The sequence below is a fragment of the Nostoc sp. DedQUE09 genome (assembly GCF_034530915.1).
Taxonomy (GTDB): domain Bacteria; phylum Cyanobacteriota; class Cyanobacteriia; order Cyanobacteriales; family Nostocaceae; genus Nostoc.
Genome location: NZ_JAVRCE010000042.1, coordinates 42,641 through 67,185 on the forward strand (window position 1 = coordinate 42,641; position 24,545 = coordinate 67,185).

General features: G+C 41.5%; 22 protein-coding genes and 1 pseudogene. 12 read left to right on the forward strand and 11 right to left on the reverse strand.

Going from position 1 to position 24,545, the window contains the following annotated elements; genetic code table 11:
* Positions 1–164: 164 nt before the first annotated feature.
* The gene (locus tag RMY27_RS23330; protein WP_094348273.1) at positions 165–380 is read left to right on the forward strand and encodes a chlorophyll a/b-binding protein; all 216 of its coding nucleotides are present in this window, start codon (positions 165–167) and stop codon (positions 378–380) included.
* A gap of 146 nt (positions 381–526) precedes the next feature.
* Positions 527–1,108, forward strand: coding sequence for a thioredoxin family protein (locus RMY27_RS23335; protein ID WP_322667236.1), 582 nt, complete (start codon positions 527–529; stop codon positions 1,106–1,108).
* A gap of 115 nt (positions 1,109–1,223) precedes the next feature.
* On the opposite strand, the gene RMY27_RS23340 is transcribed toward RMY27_RS23335, so the two are convergent.
* Entirely contained in the window at positions 1,224–1,736 is a 513-nt protein-coding gene (locus RMY27_RS23340) for a hypothetical protein (protein WP_322667238.1), read from the reverse strand.
* A gap of 614 nt (positions 1,737–2,350) precedes the next feature.
* Here RMY27_RS23340 and RMY27_RS23345 point away from each other — a divergent pair.
* Positions 2,351–3,727 (forward strand): type I restriction endonuclease, encoded by a 1,377-nt coding sequence (locus RMY27_RS23345; RefSeq protein ID WP_322667240.1) that lies wholly within the window; start codon positions 2,351–2,353, stop codon positions 3,725–3,727.
* A 158-nt stretch (positions 3,728–3,885) separates the two neighbouring features.
* Here the strand turns inward: RMY27_RS23345 and acsF are convergent, their stop codons facing one another.
* Complete coding sequence (acsF, locus tag RMY27_RS23350; RefSeq protein ID WP_322667242.1) at positions 3,886–4,962, reverse strand: magnesium-protoporphyrin IX monomethyl ester (oxidative) cyclase; 1,077 nt, start codon at positions 4,960–4,962, stop codon at positions 3,886–3,888.
* A 46-nt stretch (positions 4,963–5,008) separates the two neighbouring features.
* Here acsF and RMY27_RS23355 point away from each other — a divergent pair, with 46 nt between their 5' ends.
* A complete protein-coding gene (locus RMY27_RS23355) occupies positions 5,009–5,206 on the forward strand; it encodes a hypothetical protein (RefSeq protein WP_322667244.1) in 198 nt (65 codons plus the stop codon).
* 500 nt (positions 5,207–5,706) lie between these two features.
* Entirely contained in the window at positions 5,707–6,204 is a 498-nt protein-coding gene (locus tag RMY27_RS23360; protein WP_322667246.1) for a TM2 domain-containing protein, read from the forward strand.
* Between the two features lie 56 nt (positions 6,205–6,260).
* On the opposite strand, the gene RMY27_RS23365 is transcribed toward RMY27_RS23360, so the two are convergent.
* Together RMY27_RS23365 and RMY27_RS23370 are read right to left on the reverse strand one after the other, a co-directional pair.
* The gene (locus tag RMY27_RS23365; RefSeq protein ID WP_322667247.1) at positions 6,261–6,890 is read right to left on the reverse strand and encodes a DUF2996 domain-containing protein; all 630 of its coding nucleotides are present in this window, start codon (positions 6,888–6,890) and stop codon (positions 6,261–6,263) included.
* Positions 6,891–7,009: 119 nt separating this feature from the next.
* Positions 7,010–7,336, reverse strand: a pseudogene (locus RMY27_RS23370) (DMT family transporter); the annotation flags it as partial.
* Between the two features lie 1,041 nt (positions 7,337–8,377).
* Between RMY27_RS23370 and RMY27_RS23375 the strand changes: the two are divergent.
* Positions 8,378–9,340 (forward strand): hypothetical protein, encoded by a 963-nt coding sequence (locus RMY27_RS23375; RefSeq protein ID WP_322667249.1) that lies wholly within the window; start codon positions 8,378–8,380, stop codon positions 9,338–9,340.
* 448 nt (positions 9,341–9,788) lie between these two features.
* Here RMY27_RS23375 and RMY27_RS23380 read toward each other — a convergent pair whose 3' ends face one another.
* On the reverse strand, positions 9,789–10,631 hold the full coding sequence (locus RMY27_RS23380) for a D-alanyl-D-alanine carboxypeptidase family protein (protein ID WP_416212362.1): 843 nt from the start codon (positions 10,629–10,631) through the stop codon (positions 9,789–9,791).
* Positions 10,632–11,039: 408 nt separating this feature from the next.
* Here RMY27_RS23380 and mnmG point away from each other — a divergent pair, with 408 nt between their 5' ends.
* The 4 genes from mnmG to RMY27_RS23400 all read left to right on the forward strand — a co-directional run bounded on the left by mnmG (position 11,040) and on the right by RMY27_RS23400 (position 14,876).
* Positions 11,040–12,962 carry a tRNA uridine-5-carboxymethylaminomethyl(34) synthesis enzyme MnmG gene (gene mnmG, locus RMY27_RS23385; protein ID WP_322667276.1) on the forward strand — a complete coding sequence of 641 codons (1,923 nt, stop codon included), beginning with the start codon at positions 11,040–11,042 and terminating at the stop codon, positions 12,960–12,962.
* Between the two features lie 47 nt (positions 12,963–13,009).
* A complete protein-coding gene (locus RMY27_RS23390; RefSeq protein WP_322667253.1) occupies positions 13,010–13,153 on the forward strand; it encodes a hypothetical protein in 144 nt (47 codons plus the stop codon).
* 233 nt (positions 13,154–13,386) lie between these two features.
* Positions 13,387–13,545: a hypothetical protein gene (locus tag RMY27_RS23395; RefSeq protein WP_322667255.1), complete on the forward strand. Its 159-nt coding sequence runs from the start codon at positions 13,387–13,389 to the stop codon at positions 13,543–13,545.
* Positions 13,515–14,876 (forward strand): hypothetical protein, encoded by a 1,362-nt coding sequence (locus RMY27_RS23400; RefSeq protein WP_322667257.1) that lies wholly within the window; start codon positions 13,515–13,517, stop codon positions 14,874–14,876. The genes RMY27_RS23395 and RMY27_RS23400 overlap by 31 nt, the downstream gene beginning before the upstream one ends.
* 296 nt (positions 14,877–15,172) lie before the next feature.
* On the opposite strand, the gene RMY27_RS23405 is transcribed toward RMY27_RS23400, so the two are convergent.
* The 6 genes from RMY27_RS23405 to RMY27_RS23430 form a co-directional block, all read right to left on the reverse strand.
* A complete protein-coding gene (locus tag RMY27_RS23405) occupies positions 15,173–15,790 on the reverse strand; it encodes a hypothetical protein (RefSeq protein WP_322667259.1) in 618 nt (205 codons plus the stop codon).
* 32 nt (positions 15,791–15,822) lie between these two features.
* Positions 15,823–17,187: a tRNA (N6-isopentenyl adenosine(37)-C2)-methylthiotransferase MiaB gene (gene miaB, locus RMY27_RS23410; protein WP_322667261.1), complete on the reverse strand. Its 1,365-nt coding sequence runs from the start codon at positions 17,185–17,187 to the stop codon at positions 15,823–15,825.
* 148 nt (positions 17,188–17,335) lie between these two features.
* Positions 17,336–17,899 carry a retropepsin-like aspartic protease gene (locus RMY27_RS23415; protein WP_322667263.1) on the reverse strand — a complete coding sequence of 188 codons (564 nt, stop codon included), beginning with the start codon at positions 17,897–17,899 and terminating at the stop codon, positions 17,336–17,338.
* Between the two features lie 323 nt (positions 17,900–18,222).
* Positions 18,223–18,996 (reverse strand): nucleoside phosphorylase, encoded by a 774-nt coding sequence (locus tag RMY27_RS23420; protein WP_322667265.1) that lies wholly within the window; start codon positions 18,994–18,996, stop codon positions 18,223–18,225.
* A gap of 131 nt (positions 18,997–19,127) precedes the next feature.
* Positions 19,128–20,204 (reverse strand): class I SAM-dependent methyltransferase, encoded by a 1,077-nt coding sequence (locus RMY27_RS23425; protein WP_322667266.1) that lies wholly within the window; start codon positions 20,202–20,204, stop codon positions 19,128–19,130.
* Between the two features lie 410 nt (positions 20,205–20,614).
* Positions 20,615–21,214: a macro domain-containing protein gene (locus RMY27_RS23430; protein WP_322667268.1), complete on the reverse strand. Its 600-nt coding sequence runs from the start codon at positions 21,212–21,214 to the stop codon at positions 20,615–20,617.
* A 302-nt stretch (positions 21,215–21,516) separates the two neighbouring features.
* Here RMY27_RS23430 and fusA point away from each other — a divergent pair, with 302 nt between their 5' ends.
* Positions 21,517–23,520: an elongation factor G gene (fusA, locus tag RMY27_RS23435; protein ID WP_322667270.1), complete on the forward strand. Its 2,004-nt coding sequence runs from the start codon at positions 21,517–21,519 to the stop codon at positions 23,518–23,520.
* A 66-nt stretch (positions 23,521–23,586) separates the two neighbouring features.
* The gene (locus RMY27_RS23440) at positions 23,587–24,453 is read left to right on the forward strand and encodes a GNAT family N-acetyltransferase (RefSeq protein ID WP_322667272.1); all 867 of its coding nucleotides are present in this window, start codon (positions 23,587–23,589) and stop codon (positions 24,451–24,453) included.
* Positions 24,454–24,545: the final 92 nt, after the last annotated feature.

The window sequence follows — 24,545 nt, forward strand, 5'->3', positions numbered from 1 at the left end:
TGACTGGGATTGCTTAGACAGAGTACTTAGACATGGCTTTGAACTCGATTCATCATCATATCTCTTCTCTGCCTTGGACTTCTACTCAATTAGATGAAGATACTTTACAAATGTTAATAACTTTGTTACAGTTATTAACATAAACAGAAGACAGGGAAAAACCCATGCGTACAAGCACTGCTATAATTGACGACCAAGGCAAACTGAACAACTTTGCGATCGAGCCAAAAGTATATATAGATGAGCAAGGCGATCGCACTGGTTTTACTCCTTATGCAGAAATGCTCAACGGTCGTTTAGCAATGATTGGTTTTGTCTCTCTGATAGCATTAGAAGTATTCACAGGACACGGTATTGTTGGTGTTTTGGCAAGTCTGTAAAAACTAATTTATTTAACATAACTCTCAAAAAATCATCAGAGACGGTAAATTTACCGTCTCTTATTTTATGGAAAACTTAGTGCTAGAGTGAAAATATACTGATAACAAAAACCGTTAATTATCAGCGTCAAAATATTGGGTGAACTATGGCTTTAACTGCTTCAACTATGTTGCCGCTAGGCACTAAAGCGCCAGATTTTAATCTACCGGAAGTAGTATCTGGAAAAGCAACTTCACTTTCTACCTTTGCAGATAAAAAAGCACTGTTGGTAATGTTTATTTGTCGGCATTGCCCGTTTGTAAAACACGTCCAAAACGAATTAGTGCAGTTAGGAAGAGATTATTTTACAAGTGATTTAGCGATCGTTGCTATTAGTGCTAACGATGCAAAAAATTACCCAGATGATGCACCAGAGTCGTTACAAGCATTTGTTACAGAACAAGGGTTTAATTTCACCTTATGCTACGACGAGAGCCAAGAAACGGCGAAGGCTTATACAGCAGCTTGCACACCAGATTTTTTTATATTTGATGACCAACGCCAACTTGTGTACCGGGGACAATTAGATGATAGCCGCCCCAGTAACGGTAAACCTGTAACAGGTGCAGATTTACGCGCAGCTATTGAAGCAGTGCTAGCGGGTAAACCTGTTACAAGTGAGCAAAAGCCGAGTGTTGGTTGCAATATTAAATGGAAACCAGGAAACCAACCCAGTTATTTTGGTTAAGAAAGATTAGGCATCGAGATTAGGGGAGAGGTGACAGGTGACAGGTGATAGGTGATAGGGAATAATCTATACCCTGTAAGCTGTACCCTGTTATCTTCTTCACTCCCCACACCTATCAATGTTTAATTTCCAAATTCAGTATGTAGCATCCTAATTGGACTTTTTCCGCCCACAATTCATATTCCAGCCGCAAATTTTCTGGCAAAGGATGTCCGCTGAGAGTTAAGCTACGAGTAAAATTTCGTAAACGAATCGGATCGTTAGGTTGCAATGACTCAGTTGGCAACCAATAGCGACTAATGCCATAAACGCCCTGTTCCCAAAAGTGGCGGTAACTCACTTGAGCGTTACCTTGCATAGTCATGATGACTCGATAAGGGGAAATCTCCAGCCATAAAATTCTAGGACTGTTAGGGGCATAAGCTTTGCTCTTACTTTGGGGAAGTGTGTCTTCTGGACTTATGACACTCTCTACTTCGCAGCTAATTAAAGGCGGTGCGGTCATCAATAAATGGAATCGATTGGTATCTTTTTGATACAATGTCGCGGCAGTTTCGACAACAGACCAGATCGGTAGGTCAGTGGAAATAAGTGATAAGCACACGGGCTTGCGGTGATGGGTCAGCATGGGAGCGATAAGGGCTAAAAGCTATTGAACAAAGTGAAATGAACACTCTAGCTGTCTAATAGGTCGGGCTAAGAAACTAAATAGTAAAGCAGGCTTAATATTAATGAATCCGTTGATTTGTTAATAAGCTACACAAATCTAGATGAAACAGGTAGAATGTCAGCTTACACAGCAAAAATGGTACTTTTATCTAGAGAGAGCTAATTCGTAAGTAAAGCTTGTAAATATTCTAAGGCTATAGCCTCAAAACAGTGGCAGTCGTTTTAGATGCTAAAAACCTTCTTCAGAGAGACTTACCGTAGATTGGAGTAAGTTTCATACAGCCAAAAGCAATAGGATACTAGGAAGGAAGTCACCAGAAGCGACAAACTAAGTCGCTGATGAACTTCCGGTGTATTCAAAAGCCAGTGTATCCTAATGTCGGCTTCTGTTATATCCGTAAAAACTCACGAAAACCTTTCTCAGCAAAATATTGCTGAGTAAAAAGTAAAATTCATTGACTCAGCAATACTTTGGTCTGCCCATTGCGCGTCTCGCAGAGGCTGAAGCTTCATAAAAAATCATTCTGATTTATTTTTATTCATTACCGATGCCATTGCACCTGTGAACAAGTCATGAGTGTTACAGGCTGGTACTTATTTGGGAATACTTTTATAGGAGTGATAAGAAAGGCGATCGCACTAACACTTTCAATTCAAATGTACTACGTCACCTTACAATCACCCTTATTTTACAAAAAAGACCTATCAATACTTACTAATCTACCAGGAGCAAACAAGATGGGATTCGCTGAAGATATTGCTAAGGTGTCTGAACAAGTGCGTAAGCGAGCTGACCAAGTTGTTGGTGAAGAAGCTGCTAAGATGGCACTAATTGTTCCTTTCTTGAGTGCTGTTGGGTACGATGTCTATGACCCTAGTGAAGTAATTCCCGAATACGTAGCGGATTTTGCTACTAGAAAAGCAGGGCAGTTTGAAAAAGTAGATTACGCTTTAGCTATTAACAATAATATAGTCATGCTCGTAGAGGCAAAAGCTCGTGGACAAAAAGCTGATGCACACGATGGGCAATTAAGAAAATATTTTAATGTACTTTTGACAGCAAAAGTAGCTGTCGTCACTAATGGTATTGAATACCGTTTTTTTACTGACTTACGTCACCAAAATATCATGGACAAGGAGCCATTTTTCATTTTTAACATCCTTGAATATGATGCTAAAGATATTGAGAACCTTAAAGTATTCCACCGTGACACTTTTGATGTGGCAGCTATTACTCACCATGCAGAGGAAATGGTATATGTAAAAGGCATGACTCAGCTTGTAGGAAATCTTCTGCGCTCTCCTTCTGAAAAATTTATTCATTTTTTAGTATCTGAACTTCGTGCTTCTGACTCCAAGTATGAATTCTCAGGTAATATTAATAATAAAGTTGTTAAGAAATTCAGCCCAATTATTAAAAAGTCAATTCAGGGAAGTTTACTAGACTTAATGACAAGCTCACTTAGCAGAGAAATGTCTCAACCTGTCAAAGTTGAAGTAGAATCAGAAATTGAAGAAGAGGAACAACCCCAAAACCCTCAAGACTCCAGAATATTAACAACTGCTGAAGAAATAGCAGCTTTTGAAAAAATTAAAGCGATTACGCAAACTTCAAAGAGCTACAGTTTTGAACTCAAATACAGAGATACTACGTCTTATTTTGGCATTAATCTTGGCAAAAGTACTTGGTGGTTTCTGAGACTATATCTGTCTTCGCAGAAAAAAAGTTTTATTACTCGACTAAGTGTAGATGAAGTAAAGTCGCTAGCTTCAAACTTTGAAGTGCAGGAAGTATCGGCTTCTCTGGGGGATGCCGCATCAAAAGTAATTATTTCCTCTGTCAGTGATTTAGATAAACTGACATCACTGATTCTCAGATGTTACGAGGCAGAAGCAGCCAAGCATCAAACATTGACTCCAGACTTAATCAGAATGGAAAAATCAGCTTAACTCAAGGTATTTACTACAAAACTACCTTTAACCAACTATCTCCGATTTTTGCCTACCAGTAAATTAGCGATCGCACTAATCATTGGCTTTGAAAAAGGACAAAAAAAGTGGCTCTGCAACCAGCAGAACCACCAAAGTTTTCACAAACCTTTTATAAATTAACGAACTGCCCCTTGAGCAGAAACAGTATCAATTGGTTTCATCAGGTACAGCCGCAATAACTGCCAGCCGTTGGAGATGTAAAGCGGCAGTTTTTGGAAGAATTGCAGGAATTTGGGAGTGCTGGAGTTAGCGATCGCACCCAACTTCTCATTATTGCTTATACAAACATCCAACCGTTCATAAAACTCTGGATTCTCGACATCCAGCATCAGTGGGAATACCCGACCTGCGTTTTCGTTGGTCTTCTTAATTACATGGATATCGTATTCTCGCGCATCCAATCCCAGGGTGGCATAAAAGTCCTTGCGTTGGATGTCATTGAGATACATGGTCGCAAATACCGACAACAGGAAGAACCGACTCCACAGCCGTGCTTTCCAATCATTCAACATTTGCGGCTGGGATTTCATGACCGCATCAAAGAAATCGCCGTGACGGTTTTCATCCTGACACCAGTTTTCAAAGAACCGGAAGATTGGATAAACCCGGTCTTCAGGATGTGCTTCTAAATGGCGATAAATGGTGATGTAGCGCCAATAACCGATCTTCTCAGAAAGATAAGTAGCGTAGAAGATGAATTTCGGTTTAAAGAAGGTATAGCTGCGACTCTTAGTCAAAAACCCTAAATCTAGGGACAGATTAAAGTCCGACAAAGCTTTGTTCAAAAAGCCAGCGTGACGCGCTTCATCCCGTGACATCAGGTTAAAACACTCAGCTAAGACGGGGTTTTTGCCTTTCAAGCGACGACCAAGTTCTTTATACAGCAAAAAGCCGGAAAACTCTGCCGTACAGGAACGTTCTAGAAATTCAACGAACAACTTGCGAGTTTCCCCGTCAATATGATCCCAGGATTGTTCAAACTCGGCATCCCGAACAAAGTGGTGGCGGTTGTAGTCAGTGCGGAACTCTTCGAGAATGGCTTGTAACTCGTCTTCATTGACGGAGATATCCATCCGGGCCATTTCATCAAAATCGGTAGTATAAAACCGAGGTGTTAACAGGGTTTCTTTTGCCGGGACTTTAATCCCTGGCCGGATTTCTTCAAAGCCTGGTTTTTTGAGGGAATCTACCATGTCTTGATTTCTCTTTCGTCTTTATTATCTTAAGTAGACCTTTCGGGTGACGTTCCTACGTCTTTACCGCTACGGTAGCGGCAGTTCCTTATGGGGAGCCAGTGCGTTGGGCGGCTGTGCCGACTTGAAGCAACTGGCGTGGAAACCCCGTTGGCGCTATCCTCTCCCTTTGGGAGACGACCGGGCTGTCTTACCAGAAATGCTCTGGCAAACCGTAACAGCCCACAATAATCCAATTGTATAAAGTTCAGTCTACCAAGGTGCGGGTGAGAAATTTCTAAGCAAAACATTAAGAGTTGCAACAATCATTCAATATTTGCGGAATCAAAAATCGCGGATTGGTAGTCAAATAAATATAGTTCAGCAAGCAGCATGATCTCGTTCAAGTGGAGTAGCACTCACCTCTTGATTCTCAAAGCATTAGTATCTCAGTAATTTTCTGTGGTTGTTACTACAATAAATTCATGGGGTTCTATTAATACGTTGGGCAGCTTAAAACTAACAATCCATGAGTAGCATAATTACTGGAAAATCTAAGTACTTTAGTTATTTTTTGCATCTTTCTCAATAATTATAGATTAGACAATGCCCACAACTTCAAATCAGAACAGCAGTGTCTATTACAAAAATTGTTAGAAAGCAACTGGTGCAAGATGTGAATCTAGCTATTAGCACTTAGTATAAAAAACAGTCCGAAAAAACCATCTTAAACAACAAAAGTAAATCCAAAAGGTTGAAAACAAGATGAATCTTGAAAACAATCAGCAGCATAAAGACCGACTTCTTGTCTCTTATATCTTGTGTGCAGTCGGATTTATCGGGGTAGGAGGATTGCAGCGTTTCTATAATGGCAAGATCGGAACTGGTTTGTTATGGCTGTTGACTGGTGGTGTGTTTGGTATAGGGCAGTTTGTGGATTTGTTCTTTATCCCCAACATAGTTGACGAATACGAACACAACTTGAGATTAAAAGCGGGTGTATCTCCCTTTGGTGTGCCGTTGAATCAAGCAGTGGTTGCTTCTCAAGTCCACCGACCAACAGGCAACCAACTCATGGTGAAACTGATTGAAGCGGCGGAAAGCAAGGGTGGTGTTTTAACTGTCACTCAAGGCGTAAAGTTCACGGGAGCTAGCTTTGCTGAAGTGGAAGCTACTCTCAAAGAGATGTACAAATCAGGTTATGTAAAAATTGATAACGACCCCAATACTGGAGCCGTTACCTACCATTTCCACGAGCTTTAATTATTAGTCATTTGTCCTTTGTCATTTGTCAAAAACCAATGACCAATGACCAATGACTAATTTCTACCTAACCACTTTTGACCGTCCAAGCGCTGAACTAAGCCATATACCAACAAATCGAGGGTAATTTTGCGCTCATCGATTAAGAATGACTCAAGAGTGCTAGGTTTTTTGCCTTCATTACAAGAAAATCCCTTTTTTCCTTGAATATCTTCATCGGGGAAATACAAGTTAAACTGTCGCTTACCAATTTCTGACCAACTGCCGGTAATTTGCCAGCATTCTTCAGCGGATTCAAAGCCAGTGATTGGCATCTTCTGCTTGGCAAAAGACACCTCTAAATCTTGCACACCTTTTTGAGCGATCGCTTTTTGTAAAGCTGGCAAGTAGTCTTGCTCAATGAACTCTACGAATGGCTTGTCTTCAACAGATGGGGCTTTTTCCTTTTTGGCAGCTTTAGCTGCGGCGGGTTTTTCTCCCTTGGGTGATGCAGCAGCTGGTTTAGCAGCATTTGGATTATCTTCGGGGTTTGCGGCTTTAGGATCTGGCGCGTTGGCAGTAGGAATATCTGTGGCTTCGGGTGAGTCTGTACTAGGAGCGTGTTCTTCAGCCACACTGGGAGCTTGCTTGTCAACAGTGCTGGGAGCTACTTCTCCCGCTTGATTGTGATTGGTTGGGTCTGCCATTGCTCAGGTCAATCCTTTAATCTAGCTTTGGGAGCGATCGCTCACCTTGTTGTATCGAGTATTTTTATTTTGACATACTACTACTGCAAGGCGGAATTCGTAAATCGTAATTCCTAGACTATGACGGCCAAAAATTCCCCTATGCCTAAACCGAAACCTCCTATATTCATCATGGTTTCTGTTGGAGGTTGAAGGATAATAGTTAGGATAACGCCAACAAAAGCTGCGATCGCACCAAAAAATTCCCAAATATTTACTCGTTCTCTCAATAACCAGACTGATAGAGCCAAAGTTAGAAGCGGTTCCAAGCGTCCCACCAAGATGACATTGTTCACCCCTGTGAGTGCCAGTGCCTGGAAAATTAAGCCAGGGGCTAACGCTCCTGATAAAATAGCTACTGCTGTTAGACTAGCCTAATCTTTCCTTGAGAGTTGTTTCACATTCGCTTATCGTTCGCATTACGATGTGATTGTTGCCATTAAGAAAGGTAAGGTAACTAAATTTGAACCCAGTGAAGTGAAGTAATAATAAATCCAGTTTCTAATTAATATTTTGCTAAAACTAGAGGAGCGATTTTATTGCATATAGGTTGCAATATATAAAAAAAAGCCCGGAGTCACGGAAGTGTCTCCGGCTTTATGCTGTGCATTTACGCTTGAGCGAAACTCTGATTTAGTCCTTCTCAAAAAAATATTAATTTTATGGAATATTGGGTCAAATGGAAAAGTTAAAATATGAAACTTTTTTGCTCTTAAACTCTTATTTAATTATTTTCGCTTTAGGTATTTTACAATGAGGCTTTTAAAAGCGATCGCCTGCGAACAAAAATTGTTTAATAGCTATTAAAGCAATTATTCTATGCTACCTCATAGGTCGGTAGCAGTTCTAGATTAAGGTAGTTAATTATTTTCCTTTTTTGAAAAAATATAAAGACCATATAATACAGTGAAAAAACTTAGCAAAAACTAAACCTTAACCAAGATGCTATTCAACCTTAATGATTAGGAGAAATATTCTTAACATTATTCAAATATACTCTTGCTAAGATAACTCCAAATACAGATTACAGACTGATTTTTTGACCTTTAGCGGGCAAATGAAAGATACTTAACTCTCGATTCATTGTAATCAAGTTTTGAAATAATGGCTTCCAAAAAAATGTGTGAAAGTGTAGCTAAATGTAGTTTTGAGATTTCTACATTCGACATCAAGTTCTCACATATCCTAATTTCACAACTTGAGCAAATAGTAATTCCAAGAATCTTGAGTTAAGTTTTCCTAGCCTGTTTACAGTCAAAAGTTTAGTAGTATTTCAGTTTTGCAAACTTCTCGGCTATATAAGCAAAGTAAGATAACGCAAACTAATCTTAAATCTCACCCTAGCAAAGTTAGCTTTGTTTGTGTCGTACAAGCTTTTAGTCAGATAGCAATTTGCATATTTGGAGTGTTCCCAAAAGTTTTACAGTTTGAATAAGGATAAAATTCTCATGGCTCTTTACGGCTATACGATTGGAGATGCGGATATCAACCCTAACCAAGGTGGAGAACAATTCGCAGTTTACCGCTTTCCCATAAGCTCCTTCAATGCTACTCCCCAAAAAGTAGGCGAAATCAATGCTGGGAATATTCCGAACGCAGACCTAGAAGGTTTGGGAACTAACCCCACTACCGGAAGGGCAAGTGCAATTAACGAAGCACGTGCCTCTGGTTCTACAACAGCTGGTTCTGTTATTCGGATAAATAATGTAGATCAGCCTTTTGCTCCAGCTAGTGCCTCACCTACACCTACACCATCTGACCTACGTCGTTTTGGGTTTGACTCAGGTGCTGACTTTGGACGTGACTATTCAGTAGCTGGTCAACCAATTGTTCTGTACAACATTTCAGGAAATAATAGCAGTAATGGAGGTAGCTCTCTTTATAAAGTTACTACAGCTAATCCTGGAACTATTAGCCTTGTAGACGGCTTTGGGCCAGCAACTACTGCTGCACAAAGACAAGGAACTCAAGCTACCAACCCTGGAAAATTTGCCGATGGATTAGCTATCGACAATCTCAATCCTGGTAGAACTCGCGCTCTTGCTAGTGATTTCAGCACTGCTGATGGAGATGGAGCGCAGCTTTACAAAGTTGATTTGCTCACTGGTGAGCTATCTGCGCCGATTACTGTGAGAAATTCATCAGGGCAAGCTCTGAATGTTAACGCAGATTCTGGATTGGCGTTTACTAACAGCGGATCTCAAGGATTGTTCGCTTTCCTGGAAACTGGTGCCGTCTATCAAATCACAGGCTACCAAGATGAACTTGCTGCATCAGGTCTAGGTTTAGGCAGTGCCACGGGTACTAATGGGGCTGGCTTTGCAACCGCCACCTTAGTTGGTAACGTTAATTTACCAAGTGCTGCAAGTGGAGCTATTGATTATGAAGGCTTTACGATTGTTAATGAATAACAGTCGTTAATAAAATCCTCTTTCTTCAACTCTTGTAAAAAGTACTTTTGCAAGAGTTGAAGAAGCGAAAAAATAAAGATGGCTAAAAAAAAGTTTTATTGGCTAAACTACCTATAGTTTTTGTAGAGACTAACTGGATTTTTATTTTTAAATTTATTCAGGAGATATTTTACTTAGAAATTATTATTAGTTTTTATTAATTAAAGTTATAGTATAAATACACTTACTTACTAATTTCCAAAAGTTGCTGAAGGTTTCTCGTGCTTAACAGCTTATTTTGGCATAATTAAATTTCTGATTATACATATATTAATCCTGTCTTATTTCTGAATAACACTTCAGATAAAACCTTAAAAAAACGGATTTTAAGTTTCAGTACGTTCTCAAAAATTAAATTTAAGTTCGATTTTTTAGGCTATTCTTTCCAAGCTTTTATTCTATTTAACAATTAAAGCGGCGTAATCCAATAAGTAATGCCTCGAATAGCTTGTTTTTTAAAACCAAACAGAGGTAAGTTCTCTTCAGATAAACCAACATAAGTCCAATGTGGGACATCGTTTTCTACAGTTTGAAACCAACCATTTTGATTAAGAGCTTTTCTCTGCTCTTTACTACCTACGCGTAAATCAATGGCTAATCCCCAGAGATGTTGTGAAGTTCCGGGGGGTGCAACTAAACCGAGAATTTTTGTTTCTTTACCTTGTTGAACATTTGCTAAAACTCGATTGTTAGCATACTTGTGCCAAAATCTTAAATTCGTGTTGAAAGTGCGAGTACAATCACCAGAACCATAACCAGATTTTAGCGGAATTTGTTGCTGGACTCGCGCTTTATTTAAAGCATCAGCCGCCGATTTTTGTAAATAACAGTCGTTAGTACCATTAATATGACCCATTGTTAAAGTAGCTTGAAACTCTTTGGTTTCTTGTTCATTAACAAAGATATTTTTTTGTGGCAATTTAATCCCAATATCTGGATTTACGAATACTGCACCATAGCTTCGTAGCAAAGTATATTCATAAGTACCAGGCTGGGGAATTGTAGATAATTTTCTAGCGATCGCAGATAAAAAGCGCTGTTGAGGATTTAATTTGGGATCGGGAATAAATGGTTCTGATGTTGTATTTTTAGAGGTATCTATACAAGGTAATGAATTATTAATCAAGCATTCTTGTAATGGTTGAGCAGTTATAGCAACTTTGTGGTGGGTAATCTCATTGCTAGCTACTAATACGAAAATCATCAATATCACTATAGTGATGAAACTTGTCTTTCTAATAAACCTAGTAATGTTTTTTTGATTTCTGAGGGTGAGTTTCATTTTTAACTAATTGCTTGGTAATTATAAAATTAATAAATTTTTGGAAAATTTCTATTATTGATAAATTAAAACTACAGATTATTTATCAGCGTTGATCTATAGTTTCATCCAAGTTAAAGAAAACATCTACTACATCCCAGCTATAAATTCATTTGTGTGGAATAACGATATGAACAATAGCTGCAATTGACAAACCGGAATTTTGTCACAAATTGAAAAATAATATTTTTCAATTACTAATAAATTTAAAAAAATAGAACCTTGGCTTGAATTAAGTACTAGTAAGTTTGATAACTTTTTTATCAGAAAGTTACATCCATGAAACCACTGGAACAGCTAAAATTGATAAAGAACTCTAAGCTTGCCGATCCTGTAAGTATGACCATGCACAATTCCGTTGAATTCCAAGACGCTTTTGATGTCATAGTCGTCGGTGCAGGTCACTCCGGTTGCGAAGCAGCTCTTGCCTCTGCACGCCTCGGTTGTCGTACCCTGTTATTGACGCTCAATTTGGATAAAATCGCTTGGCAACCTTGTAACCCAGCAGTGGGTGGTCCGGCGAAATCCCAATTGACCCATGAGGTAGACGCACTCGGCGGGGAAATTGGTAAAGTAGCAGACCGCACCTACTTGCAAAAACGTATCCTCAACTCTTCACGGGGGCCTGCTGTTTGGGCATTACGCGCCCAGACTGATAAGCGCGAATATGCAGCGGTGATGAAAAATATTGTTGAGAACCAAGAAAACTTGACAATCCGCGAAAGTATGGCAACAGATTTGGTGTTGGGCGCTAATGATGAAGTCATTGGTGTTGAAACTTATTTTGGTGTAGGGTTCCAATGTAAAGCAGTCATCTTGACAACTGGCACCTTCCTGGGAGGCAAAATTTGGGTTGGTAACAAATCAATGCCAGCCGGGCGGGCTGGGGAATTTGCGGCTGAAGGATTGACACAAACCCTAAATCGCTTGGGATTTGAAACCGGCAGACTTAAAACTGGAACTCCAGCACGGGTAGATAAGCGATCGGTAGATTACAGTAGAATGCTCATCCAGCCAGGAGATGAAGATGTGCGCTGGTTTAGCTTTGACCCAGATGTGTGGGTAGAACGGGAACAGATGCCTTGCTACATCACCCGCACAACTCCCGAAACCCATCGCCTAATTCAGGAAAATTTGCACCTGTCGCCAGTTTATGGCGGTTGGGTGGAAGCGAAAGGGCCGCGTTATTGTCCCAGTATTGAAGATAAGATTGTCCGCTTTGCCGATAAAGAAAGCCACCAAATCTTTATTGAACCGGAAGGAAGAGATATACCCGAACTGTATATCCAAGGATTTTCTACAGGGTTGCCAGAAAATTTGCAACTGCAAATGTTGCGGACTCTCCCCGGTTTGGAAAAATGTGTGATGCTGCGTCCCGCTTATGCAGTGGAATATGACTACTTACCAGCAACTCAGTGTTACCCCACACTGATGACCAAAAAGATTGCCGGACTGTTTTGTGCTGGGCAGATTAACGGCACCACAGGTTATGAAGAAGCTGCTGCTCAAGGGCTGGTGGCAGGAATTAACGCTGCTCGATTTGTTCGCTCTCAAGAAATGATTGTCTTTCCCCGCGAGCAAAGTTACATTGGGACGCTAGTTGATGACCTGTGTACAAAAGACCTACGAGAACCTTACCGGATGCTCACCAGCAGGTCAGAGTACCGATTGCTATTGCGTTCTGACAATGCCGACCAACGCCTGACACCCTTGGGAAGGGAGATTGGTTTAATTGACGATCGCCGCTGGGATATGTTTACTCAAAAACAGGGTAATATCACCACAGAAAAACAAAGATTGCAAGCCACACGAGTTAAAGAACATGATGAAATTGGAATAGCGATCGCATCTGATACCCAACAAGCAATTAAAGGTTCGATTACCCTCAACGACTTGTTGCGGCGTCCAGGATTACATTACGTTGACCTCGACAGGTTCGGACTGGGAAACCCCAACCTCAACCGGGCCGAGAAAGAAGGTGCAGAAATTGACATCAAGTATTCTGGCTATCTCGCTAGGCAACAAAATCAAATTGACCAAATTGCCCGCCAAGCTCACCGCCAGTTACCTGGGGATTTAGACTACACAACAATTGATACTCTTTCTAAAGAGGCACGGGAAAAGCTGACTCATATAAAACCACTCACCCTTGGTCAAGCTGCACGTATAGGTGGTGTAAACCCAGCCGATATTAACGCCTTATTATTATATCTAGAATTGCGTAGAACCAAGAGCCAGTCAGACTTTCCAGCGTTAGCTTAACACAAGCTTGATAAAGACTGAGTATAGTAGTAGGGAGAGAGATTGGTATGATAGATGACATAACTATTAGTACTGGCATCATCAACAATCCCCAGATGGAAGTTGAGTTTAATACCAACACTCAATCAACTTATCTCAATAAGATAGGGGATTGGATGTTTCATTATTCAGGAGGCAGGAGGCAGGAGTAACCCACGCAGCACAACTGCATAGGATTGGAGCAAGACCGGAGGCAAAGCGGCTCCACTCTTTGTATCTTGCCTGCACGTCTCAATACAATTCTTCTTTTGAATCAGGGTAATCACTCAAGGCTAAAGTTTTTATTCATACTTATTTCTTTTAGTAAGAACTGCCTCTACCTGCTGCCTCCTCTGATAATCCTAATTTCCAGGCAGTCTCAATGAAATAAGTTTCACCACCAAGTATGAAAGAGGGACTGGGGACTGTAAACTGGGAACTGGTATTTTTACTCAGCACTCAGCACTCAGCACTCAGCACTTTCAAGCCAGTAGGGGTGGCGTTTCCTCGTCCAAGCAACAACCCAGAACGTCTATGTTACAAGAAGCCAGCACCCGTCTCATAGTACCAGAACCATCAGAAGACTTAATCACCAACGAGCCTTGGTCGATAGAAAACTATGCTGATGGCCTAATGGATGAACTCTTTGCCGATATCGACTACATTCTGGATGCTAGTGGTAATCTACCTTCTCAAACTGTTAAACACAGTAGTCAGAACAAGTCGAGCCACTCTGTTGCTGGAGTTTCCGCCCAAGGTCAACGCCAATCGCCTCCAGAATACGTGCCTCTGCAAACAGTTACGATACCACAGATTATCTTACCAAACACCCTGAACCAAGGAGTACAGTCAGTTGCTCAAAATAACCACAAGCAATTGAGTACCGTTGTATTTGACACCTCTACTGTTAAATCAGTTAGTAGAAAGCGTCAAAAAACTAGTTCGGTTTTGGGCAAACTGCTGATTGTAGGAACAACTTTAGGCGTGGCGATCGCTAGCACGATCTACTTGGTGCAGTCTGGAGTCGTATATCTTTTAAATAACAAATTGCCTGAGTCAGCGCTTCTATTGCCGCAATCGCAGTCACGGTTGCCCGTAAAAACGGAAATAGAGGCAGAATTAGTTGACTATATGCTCCAAGCGTTGGCTGTTATAGATAAGCAAGGAGCAAAGAGCAATCAAAAATCTTTCAATCCAGGATTCTCCAGTCAGGCAAATACTAACCAAATAGCCCTTGGTCGTGAGCAAAGAACTGGTAATCTACCAGCACTTCCACTTTTAGCTAATAATACACCACCAGCCCCCAACCGTTCTGGAAGCGTTGTTGAGCGCATCTACGTCCCCGTTTATCAAGCGCCCTCACCAATGCGCTACGCTCTTCCAGCCATTCCGGGGACTCCCACACTTTTACCACAAGTTGCCAGTGCGTTACGGGTATCTCAACCTAATGTTGTCAAAACTGCCCTGAATACAGTGCAACAAGCTGCCAAGCCTGTAACTGTCAATATGTTAGCTGCGGCTGTACGAGCCGAACTCAAACCGATGGCAGCAAAAACTGCACCCATTACCGTGCGGCAAACACCCAAACCTCTGCCTGCATTACCAGTAGTTCCATTGCGTGCTGCACTCGCACCAGAGTCAGAACCAACTATTACCCAGGAACAAGTATATCCGGCAACTGCGATCGCAGTAGCTCCAAGTAATACCTTAGAGGGATTGCTAGAGTTGGGCAACAAATCTGCCGCTTTGTTTAAAATTGATGGTGTGACTCGCCGTATCAATATGGGTGAAAGTATCGGCTCCAGCGGTTGGACACTAGTAGATGTCAGTAATGGCGAAGCAGTCATTCGACGTAATGGCGAAGTGCGCTCGATTTATGCAGGACAGAAACTATAAATTTTTTAACCATTAATAGTACTGCGACCAGCAATAGTTGATTGAAATAATTTGATTGCGTCAAATATTCCTCTGTCTGCACTATTAGGATTGCCTGCTGATATATAGCCTAACTAATGCGATCGCGTTCTAATACCTTTAAGATTATCAGCTTTATTGATAGCAAGATCGCTTTTACCTCCAGCATATTCTAGTAAATATTAACTGAGATTACTTATTTGAGAATTTGCCGATTTATTTTGGTAAATTTTCTACTTTCAATGCCAACTTGTATAAATACTTAAAAATGCAATTGCTTAATAAATAATTCGCCAAGCTTTTACCGTCCCTTTACCAATTTCGCTATCAACAGTTTGACCACCTTCCAAGACTAGTCTGATATTTAAGTTCTCATCTGGAGCATTTTTCAAAGCAGTGGCTAATTCTTTACTGATAGCAAATGTGCCATTTGAACCATTTAATTGAAAAACTTTTTCTTTGACCTTGAGCAAAAGTTTATCGACTTTTTTGGTCATGACAAATCTAAGATAGTCAGGTCTGGAATACACACGACCTGCGGTATAGAAAGAAGACATTGCTTGACCCGAATTTACTGTTACGAGTACTCGAATGCTTGAAGGAGTCCACAAACTAATAACTTGCTTTGAACCCTCACGGTACAAATAGCCACCTAAAGAATTGCGATCGAAAACTCCAACAAACTCCCCTTCAAAGGGGTCAACAATTCTTACGGCTTTCGACCAAGGCACATCCATGTCGGGGGACAGTCCAGCCGATTTGACCATTGGCAAATCGCTTGATGCTTGAGTAAGAATAGCTATTTCTTGAACAGTGAAAGCAGCACAAACTTGAGGGGAAATTACAGCCAAGCTAGCCCCAAAAAGAAGAACTGGAATTGTTTGCGGTAACTTCATGATAAGTTAGGGGTATAATCTTCAAATGGTTCTTAGTGCAAAACAGTTTGCCTCACTTCAATTGGTTCACCCGTCAAACTAAAAGGACGAACTTCGGTAATTTTTACCTTCACTAACTGCCCTTTGAGTTCTTTGATGTCACCGCTAAAAAAGGTCAAACGATTACCGCCAGTGCGTCCCATTACCTGGGTTGGATCTTTAGGATTTTGGTCTTCTACTAAAACTTCTTCAATGCGTCCAAAGTAACGTTGCGATCGCTCTGCTACTTTCAAGTTTCCCAGATGATTGAGCCGTTGCAGGCGATCGCTTTTAATTTCTTCACTCAGTTGATTGTCCCACAAAGCGGCTGGTGTCCCTGGACGCGGCGAATATGCTGCTGTGTTCAACATATCAAAGCCAATATCTTCCACCAGTTTCAGGGTATTTTCAAACTGTGCTTCTGTTTCCCCAGGAAAACCCACTATTACATCGGCACTAATAGAAGCATCTGGCATATACCGCCGAATGGTATCAATAATCCGGCGATATTTCTCATGAGTATAACCCCGCGCCATCGCCTTTAAAAGTTCGTTATCCCCAGATTGAAAGGGAATGTGGAAATGTTCGCACACTTTGGGTAACTCAGCACAAGCCTGAATTAATCTCTCAGTAAAATAACGGGGGTGACTAGTAGCAAATCTTAATCTTTCAATCCCCGGCACATCATGCACGTAATAAAGCAAATCTGTAAAATTGTGCAGATGCCGACCTTCTGGTGTCACTCCAGGTAAATCTCTGCCGTAAGCATCAATATTTTGACCGAGTAGAGTAATTTCTTTGTAACCTTGCCGTCCCAATTCTTCCATTTCAGCCCGGATAGCTGACGGCGTGCGAGATTGTTCGACACCGCGCACATTGGGAACTACGCAATAGGTGCAGCGTTCGTTACAGCCGTAAATTACGTTTACCCAAGCGGTGACTGTACTATCTCGTCGCGGCTGGGTGATATCTTCAATAATGTGAACTGCCTCAGTTGCGACAACTTGGTTGCCCTCAAATACGGACTCCAACAAGTCTTTCAGACGGTTGGCGTGTTGTGGTCCCATTACCAAGTCTAATTCTGGCACTCGCCGCAACAACGCTTCTCCTTCTTGCTGGGCAACACAACCAGCAACAATGAGGGTTAAATCAGGCTGCTCATGTTTACGCTTTGCTTGTCTGCCAAGGTAGGAATATACCTTTTGTTCAGCATTATCCCGAATGGTGCAGGTATTGTAGAGAATCACATCTGCATGATTCGGATCTGGACACCACTCAAAGCCCATGTCTTCCAAAACGCCAGCCATGCGCTCTGAGTCAGCTTTATTCATCTGACAACCGAAAGTAGTAATGTGATATTGGCGTTTAGAAGTGGTCATGGGCAATTCTGCTGAATCAGCGTAATGTATGTCAGGTTTATTTCTATTCTATAACGCTCTTAAGCTGCTTCAGGAGTGCTGAGTACCTTGGCTCAGATTCCTTTTGATATTTCAATATAAAAACCTCAAAAAGTTCAAGCTGCAAGCATTAGCGATGATGAAATTCCACCTCTTTCTCCAAAATCTTGATGTCATAGTTGCCAAAGAAATCGTGACCTAGTAGCCCGATGCTTGATTTTGGGGCGATCGCTACTTGAAGATTATTGGCTGTAACTCCACCTACTGCAATAGATTTTACCTTACTGGTTGAGAATTTTACTTCACTACCATCAGCAATTTGAGCTTGCATTGTACCTGTAGCCTGTAGTTGCAGTGTATTCGCCATATCTTGAGTGATAATGGTTCCACTAGCACCTGTATCTACAATCATTTCAAAGGTTTTTTTATCGTTGAAGGTGACATCAATCACAGGAGTTCCACCAAAACGGCGTTTGATTGAGACTCGAAAAACTTTATTGTTTGAAGGTGCGGCTATGATATTGCCACAAATTCTTCCCAATCCAACGGTTTTACCAGAGGAAGTTATCATGTAACACGCTCCTGGATCGTCTGCTGTCGCCCGATGAGAAAATGCTAAAGATATCAGCGTTGGCATTAGTGTGAGCGCAGCTAGATTAACGCTGGTAATCCAACGCCTCCAAGCATTCTTCATGTTATACTGCTCTCCAATTTTTTTGATTCTTATTAATAGCTAAACTCATCATGCGGCTGTAAAACATGGTATTAAAAACACAGCTTTTTGATATAAAAAATTAAATATATTTGTTTAATAGGTATTGCAACGGTTTTTTTAGTTTTAAATTACCTGATTTTTTTATAATATGTATCTCAAAAATATGAAATTGCATCTTACTCAATACATCTTACCTAGAATTACTGATTGATAAATTAAAGATTAGGTAAAGACATGATAAAACTACTTAGAGCAGTTTCAATCTGACATCCTAAGAAGTTGGATAAGAGAAATTTGTTAGCTTACTCAAAGTTTGCTGCTGCATTTAAAGCAGTTGCGATCGCATTTTTAACAGCGATATCTCTTTGTTCTAGAATAATATTTTCACTATCAGTACGTGAAGCAACTACACCGCAAATAGCAGCAGCAGCAAAATTGTATACTCCTGCCATTTTGAAGAGTGTGCCGCATTCCATCTCGTAATTCAAGATATTCAAGCGCCGATATTCTTCTGTAATGCCATGCAGCGATCGCATTAAATTTGGATTGGCTGAATCAGTGCGTTCTTGTCCTTCGTAAAAAGTATCAACTGATGCCGTAATTCCGATGTAATGTTCAACCTTTAATTCTCGTGCAGCTTTAACTAAAGCGACTGTCAAAAAAGGATCGGCTGCGGCTGGATATTCCACTGGTGCAATGTCATTCGCTGCACCTTGGCGACATAATGCTGCACTGCTAATAACAACACTACCGACTGGTATATAAGATTGAATAGAACCGCAAGTTCCAATGCGAATAATTTGCCGAATTCCTACTTGTATCAACTCATTGACAACAATACTTAATGAAGGCGCACCCATACCACTAGTAGCTGATAAGATGCTGCGACCATTAGGCAAGTATCCCACATAGCTATTAAGTCCGCGATTTTCTGACAACACGCGTACATCTTGTAAATAAGTTTGGGCAATTAGGTGCGATCGCTCTGGATCGCCAGATAATAGAGCCATATTAGGAGCCGATGAACCTAAATCATCTTGCCCAAAGCCAATGTGATAGAAACGTTTATTTGCCATTAAATGCTACTCACACACTTATTGCAGATCGGAGCGTTTCTTATTGCTGGCTCCTACAACTAAGGAACCAAGAATTGCTCTCAATATGGTTGGGCGATCGCTAGATTATTAGGACTTATGCAATTAACTTATCATGCATGAACCAACAAGTATTGACCATTACCAAGAATTTCACCATCACAACCGTCAAAATACACAATGCACAAGAGCAAATAAAGTCTCCACATCCGGCAGAACTTGCCATAGTTCATGCCATAATTTAAATCTTTGACTTTAGCTTGGTTCTGGTCAAAATTCATCAACCAATTTATCAGAGTCTTTGAGTAGTTAGCACCATTTAAATACCATTGATTAATAGTTTTCATATCTGTATTAATCTTTGGGATGACATCATAGCTCCACACCCGCATGTTTGGAAAAACATATTTGTCGATAAAAGGATGGGTTATATTATAAGGTAATCTAGTTGTGATTATGTGAATTAACACCTTGCCATCATCCTTGAGGAAAGAAGCCAGTTTTTGAAATGATTTCGTTAAGTTCCCTACATGTTCAAACAGCCCAATCGCCATAATTTTATCAAACTTATTCTCAAAATCAATATTATTAAAGTCCTTTTCATATAGAGTAAATCTATCTGAACTAAGGTAACTGGTAGGGTCTCGCATTTTTTTCCGCATATATTCGCATTGCCCGTGGCTCAAATTAAGAGCTGTTACTTTCACATGCGGAAACCGGGAAAGAATGTAATTTGATGCAGAACCCCAACCGCATCCCAAATCTAAGATTTCGTCTCCGTCTTCGATGCCTACTTTAGCGATCAAATCATCGAGCATATGCATTTGAGCTTGCTCAAGGTTAGATGCTTCTTTTTCCCATAAAGCCATTGTGTATTTGGGATATAAAAGTTCTGTCTCTTTTAACATCAGACTGAACATTTCTTCGGGTAGGTTGTATTGAACCTTCATTAGTTCGTGTGACCCTTCTGCAAGGCGATCGCTTTCTTGCAACAGCCATTCATAGGGAACTAAAAGAGAAGGAAAATATTTGTAGCTGATTTGCATGGAGAGATTTAAAAGGGATTTAAGCAGAGGAGCGGGGATTTTTAGCCCATTGATATAAGCCTCTGCTCCTGCCATTACGATTGCATTGAATGCAGCGATCGCTGTGCGGTTAGCTTGGTAAGCAATTCGGTTTTTGTTATTCACATCTACTAAAAGAGTATGTCTTTGGATTTTGTCTGTAATGCTGGAAGTCATGTATACATTACCTTAGATTTTTAGTTATATTAAATTTATGACAAAACTAAATAATCGTCTTTTACCATTTCGGTCGACGCTAAATTCAAAACTCCCATAAAATCAAGGATTTATCACTCCCTGATTCTACTTAAAATAGTAAAATACGAGAAATAAAATTGAGAGTCAGAAAATCAATTTATGTATTAAAAATTAATATTTTTTTATGAACTTTAATAAGAATATAAAGCTCCCTTAATTAATAGTGTTTATCTTCAGGTTGCAAAAATATTTGATAAATTGCATTTAAATTTTTAACACCATCGGGAACACTATATTTTCCCTGGTAATGAACTCAGACTATTATCCAAAGTCCTACTTTACCTAAAATCTTCTCCTTCCCATATCTGAAGTTGTCTTTCAGCCGCAACTATGCAATTCAGGTGCTTGGGTGGATAGAGAAAATGATCGTAAGCTAATGCCATCTGTCTAGCAGCTTCAGTATATGGCACTCGTCCTATTCCCGTACCCAATCCAGGACAGGCAATGGTGTTAATTTTTTGCCTAGCGTGTTGATTATGGTGGCGAACTGCCAGCAGCATCGCCCACATCGCAATATAAGGAATATCTGTCCCAGCAATAATCATGGGAACTCGCATAGTGGGTGTATGAGCCAAAAAAGGATGTTTGTCATGACCTGTTTCCACAATCATTGATGTTCCCACAGGCTGTTCGCCCAAATAATCCTCAAGGATGCGCTGCTGGACTCTTGTCATTAAGGAACGACCGAAAAAACGGATAATTGCCGCATCTATGCCACCATCCATCATTCCGAAAGAGTTAGCAGGGCTTACCATACAATCAAAATCTGGCAACCACTCGAAATAGTTATTCACTATTTCTACATTGGGTAAATAATTAAAATGCTGTTGAAAGGCTGCACACAACAAAGAGTTGGGAGCTACCAATATCAATTTCAAGCTTTCATTTCCTCCGCTTGAATACCTATTTTAAACGTCAGCGAGGGCAAATATCAACTGTTTATCTGACTTTTCGCATCAGCTAGAAAGGCCCACGAAAAACCTAACCCCCTTCCCGATGCGGGAAGGGGGAAAATTCAAAGTCTCTCTCCTTTTAGGAGAGAGGTTTTCCAGATAGCGTGAAAAGCCAGAACGGTTTTTCTGTATTATCAGCCTTTTATTTTGTTTATACTACATATATAATACAAAATATATCACCACTCAGTTGGTGACTGTTTGTAGCTTAAACAAAAGGAAATTTTATGATTCCCCGAACACGCATCCGAAATATTGGTATCTCTGCCCACATCGACTCTGGTAAAACTACGCTGTCAGAGCGAATTCTCTTCTACACGGGCAGAATCCACGCTATTGAGGAAGTGCGGGGAGGCGGTAAGGGGGCAACGATGGATTTTATGCCAGAGGAAAAACTACATGGTATAACCATCACTTCCGCTGCTACCACCTGCCAGTGGCACGATACTCAAATTAACCTGATTGATACACCTGGACACGTAGATTTTACAATTGAAGTGGAACGCGCCCTGCGGGTATTGGATGGGGCAGTGATGGTGCTGTGTGCTGTGGCAGGTGTGCAGTCCCAGTCGATTACGGTGGATTGGCAAATGAAGCGCTACCGTGTACCGCGTTTGGCGTTCATCAACAAAATGGATCGGACGGGGGCAGACCCATTTCGTGTAGTACAGGGAATACGCGATCGCTTGCAACTAAATGCGGTATTACTCCAGTACCCCATCGGTAGTGAAGACCAATTCCAGGGAGTCATTGACCTGGTAGAAATGACTGCTAACTACTTTGAGGGTGAAAACGGGGAAAACTGGGTGAAAAAGTCAATTCCCGAACCTTTTAGGGATGAGGCGCAACAGGCACGGGACAAACTGCTAGATACTTTGTCGCTGTTCTCAGAAACGATGACCGAGATGTTGTTGGCGGGTGAGGAGATTCCTAAAGAATTAATTTGGGAAACCATCCGACAAGCAACCTTGAGCCTAAAATTCACACCTGTACTGCTGGGTTCGGCATTCAAAAATAAAGGAGTGCAAAACTTATTGGATGCAGTTACGCTCTATCTACCATCTCCCGTGGATAGGGAAGTGGTCAAAACCGCAGAGTCGGTGAGTGTCTACCCTAACCCCGATGCTTCCTTAGTGGCATTGGCATTTAAACTCACCGTTGAATCCTTTGGACAGTTGACCTATACCCGAATTTACTCTGGGACGCTCAAACCCGGTGATACCGTCTACAACTCGCGGACTGAACAGCGAGTGCAAATCGGTCGCTTGGTGAGAATGCACGCCAATAAGCGAGAAGAGGTACAAGTCGCCGTAGCAGGGGATATTGTGGCTTTATTGGGTGTGGATTGTGCTTCCGGTGATACATTCTGTTCTGGGGAACCACTGGTATCTCTAGAGAAGATGTTTGTGCCGGAACCAGTGATTACGCTGGCAATTACGCCCAAGAAACAGGAAGATAGCGATCGCCTTTCCAAAGCACTCAATCGCTTTCAAAGGGAAGATCCCACCTTCCGGTTGAGTATCGACCCTGAATCAGGAGCAACTCTGATTTCTGGGATGGGCGAACTCCACTTAGAAATCTACCTAGAACGCATCCAACGGGAATATAATGCCGAGGTTTACGTCGGTACTCCTGCGGTGGCGTACCGCGAAACCATTAGGCAACAAGCTACCTTTGACTACCGATTCAAGAAACAGTCAGGCGGCCCTGGTCAATACGCTCATATTACTGGGTGGATTGAACCCACAGATGAGCCGTTTGTCTTTGAGAATCGGGTGGTTGGAGGCGCGATTCCCAAAGAATATATCCCAGCGTGCGAGAAGGGTTGCCGTGAAGCGATGCAATCAGGACAGCTGGAAGGCTATCCCGTAACCGGGGTGAAAGTCGTTCTGGATGGTGGTTCTTATCACCCAATTGACTCTTCAGAATTGGCTTTCCGGTCAGCTTCCCATCAGGCAATTGAGGGTGCGATCGCCAAAGCCAAACCCTACATCCTGGAACCCATCATGCTTGTAGAGGTGGAAACACCCCACGAGTTCATGGGAAGGGTTCAAGGTGACTTATCCTCTCGTCGGGGTTTGTTGTTGGGTTCTGAGACAATGCAGGGATACACGGTGATTCGAGCCGAAGTACCGCTAGCGCGAATGTTTGGGTATTCTACAGAATTGCGATCGCTTACTTCTGGCATGGCTACTTTTTCAATGGAGTTTGCCTGCTATCGCCAGTCCTAGCATCTTGAAGTAGCTTTTAGGGACACAGTTAGGCTGTGTCCCTTTCAATTATCACAGGAGGTTTTTGTGCCTATTTTGAGAACTCTGCAACCTGGAGATGAAGTATCGCTGGAAGCATTTCTCTTGCAACACACTGATACTTCTATGTTTTTGCGCTCTAATTGGCGAGCGGCGGGACTGCTTGACCAAGGTGCCAGATTTCAAGGAACTTACATAGCGGCCTACATAGATGGAACTATAGTGGCAGTTGCAGCCCATTTTTGGAATGGGATGATTCTAGTCCAAGCCCCTGTACATCTGCCAGACGTGGTACAAGCAGTTGTGGCACAATCTGGACGTGCTATTTCTGGAATTAGTGGCCCAGCAGCACAAGTTGAAGCGACAAAAAGTATTTTGGGACTTAGCAACCGACCAACTCAGCTTGATGAGGCTGAGATATTGTTTTCTCTAGCACTGCAAGATTTGCAAATACCTCATGCTTTAGCATCGGCAAAGGTGCAGTGTCGTTTGCCACATCCAGAAGAGCTGGAGTTACTGGGCGAATGGTGCGCTGCTTATAATCTGGAAACTTTAGGACGAAAAGATACTCCCAGTTTAAGACCTGATTGCGCTCGCATAATTGAGGCACGTCAAGCTACAGCTATGCATTGGGTTTTGGTAGCAGGAGATACTCTAGTTTCTTACTCTGCTTTCAATGCTAGCTTACCTGATATTGTGCAAATTGGTGGAGTGTGGACACCGCCAGAACTGCGAGGTCAAGGCTACGCCAAAAGTGTGGTAGCAGGCTCGTTGTTAAATGCGCGATCGCAGGGGGTAAAACGTGCCATCCTATTTACAGGTGATAATAACCAAGCAGCTCAAGCAGTTTATCGAGGAATTGGCTTTTTGCCTACTGGCGAGAAGTATGGCTTGGTCTTATTTGAAGAGACTTAGGCTTGAGAAATATTGGGTTAAACGTTAGAAGTGCAACACCTTATACCAATTAAAAATGAAGCTGCATATAATGGGGAGAAGCAAACTTGGTA

What these genes read in the sequence shown, in the direction of transcription:
- RMY27_RS23340 (WP_322667238.1), bottom strand. Translation starts at nt 1,736, where the DNA reads ATGCTGACCCATCACCGCAAGCCCGTGTGCTTATCACTTATTTCCACT.
- RMY27_RS23400 (WP_322667257.1), top strand. Translation starts at nt 13,515, where the DNA reads ATGTTACAAGAAGCCAGCACCCGTCTCATAGTACCAGAACCATCAGAA.
- RMY27_RS23395 (WP_322667255.1), top strand. Translation starts at nt 13,387, where the DNA reads ATGAAAGAGGGACTGGGGACTGTAAACTGGGAACTGGTATTTTTACTC.
- RMY27_RS23335 (WP_322667236.1), top strand. Translation starts at nt 527, where the DNA reads ATGGCTTTAACTGCTTCAACTATGTTGCCGCTAGGCACTAAAGCGCCA.
- RMY27_RS23390 (WP_322667253.1), top strand. Translation starts at nt 13,010, where the DNA reads ATGATAGATGACATAACTATTAGTACTGGCATCATCAACAATCCCCAG.
- fusA (WP_322667270.1), top strand. Translation starts at nt 21,517, where the DNA reads ATGATTCCCCGAACACGCATCCGAAATATTGGTATCTCTGCCCACATC.
- acsF (WP_322667242.1), bottom strand. Translation starts at nt 4,962, where the DNA reads ATGGTAGATTCCCTCAAAAAACCAGGCTTTGAAGAAATCCGGCCAGGG.
- RMY27_RS23420 (WP_322667265.1), bottom strand. Translation starts at nt 18,996, where the DNA reads ATGGCAAATAAACGTTTCTATCACATTGGCTTTGGGCAAGATGATTTA.
- RMY27_RS23405 (WP_322667259.1), bottom strand. Translation starts at nt 15,790, where the DNA reads ATGAAGTTACCGCAAACAATTCCAGTTCTTCTTTTTGGGGCTAGCTTG.
- RMY27_RS23375 (WP_322667249.1), top strand. Translation starts at nt 8,378, where the DNA reads ATGGCTCTTTACGGCTATACGATTGGAGATGCGGATATCAACCCTAAC.
- RMY27_RS23345 (WP_322667240.1), top strand. Translation starts at nt 2,351, where the DNA reads ATGAGTGTTACAGGCTGGTACTTATTTGGGAATACTTTTATAGGAGTG.
- RMY27_RS23330 (WP_094348273.1), top strand. Translation starts at nt 165, where the DNA reads ATGCGTACAAGCACTGCTATAATTGACGACCAAGGCAAACTGAACAAC.
- RMY27_RS23360 (WP_322667246.1), top strand. Translation starts at nt 5,707, where the DNA reads ATGAATCTTGAAAACAATCAGCAGCATAAAGACCGACTTCTTGTCTCT.
- RMY27_RS23365 (WP_322667247.1), bottom strand. Translation starts at nt 6,890, where the DNA reads ATGGCAGACCCAACCAATCACAATCAAGCGGGAGAAGTAGCTCCCAGC.
- mnmG (WP_322667276.1), top strand. Translation starts at nt 11,040, where the DNA reads ATGACCATGCACAATTCCGTTGAATTCCAAGACGCTTTTGATGTCATA.
- RMY27_RS23415 (WP_322667263.1), bottom strand. Translation starts at nt 17,899, where the DNA reads ATGAAGAATGCTTGGAGGCGTTGGATTACCAGCGTTAATCTAGCTGCG.
- miaB (WP_322667261.1), bottom strand. Translation starts at nt 17,187, where the DNA reads ATGACCACTTCTAAACGCCAATATCACATTACTACTTTCGGTTGTCAG.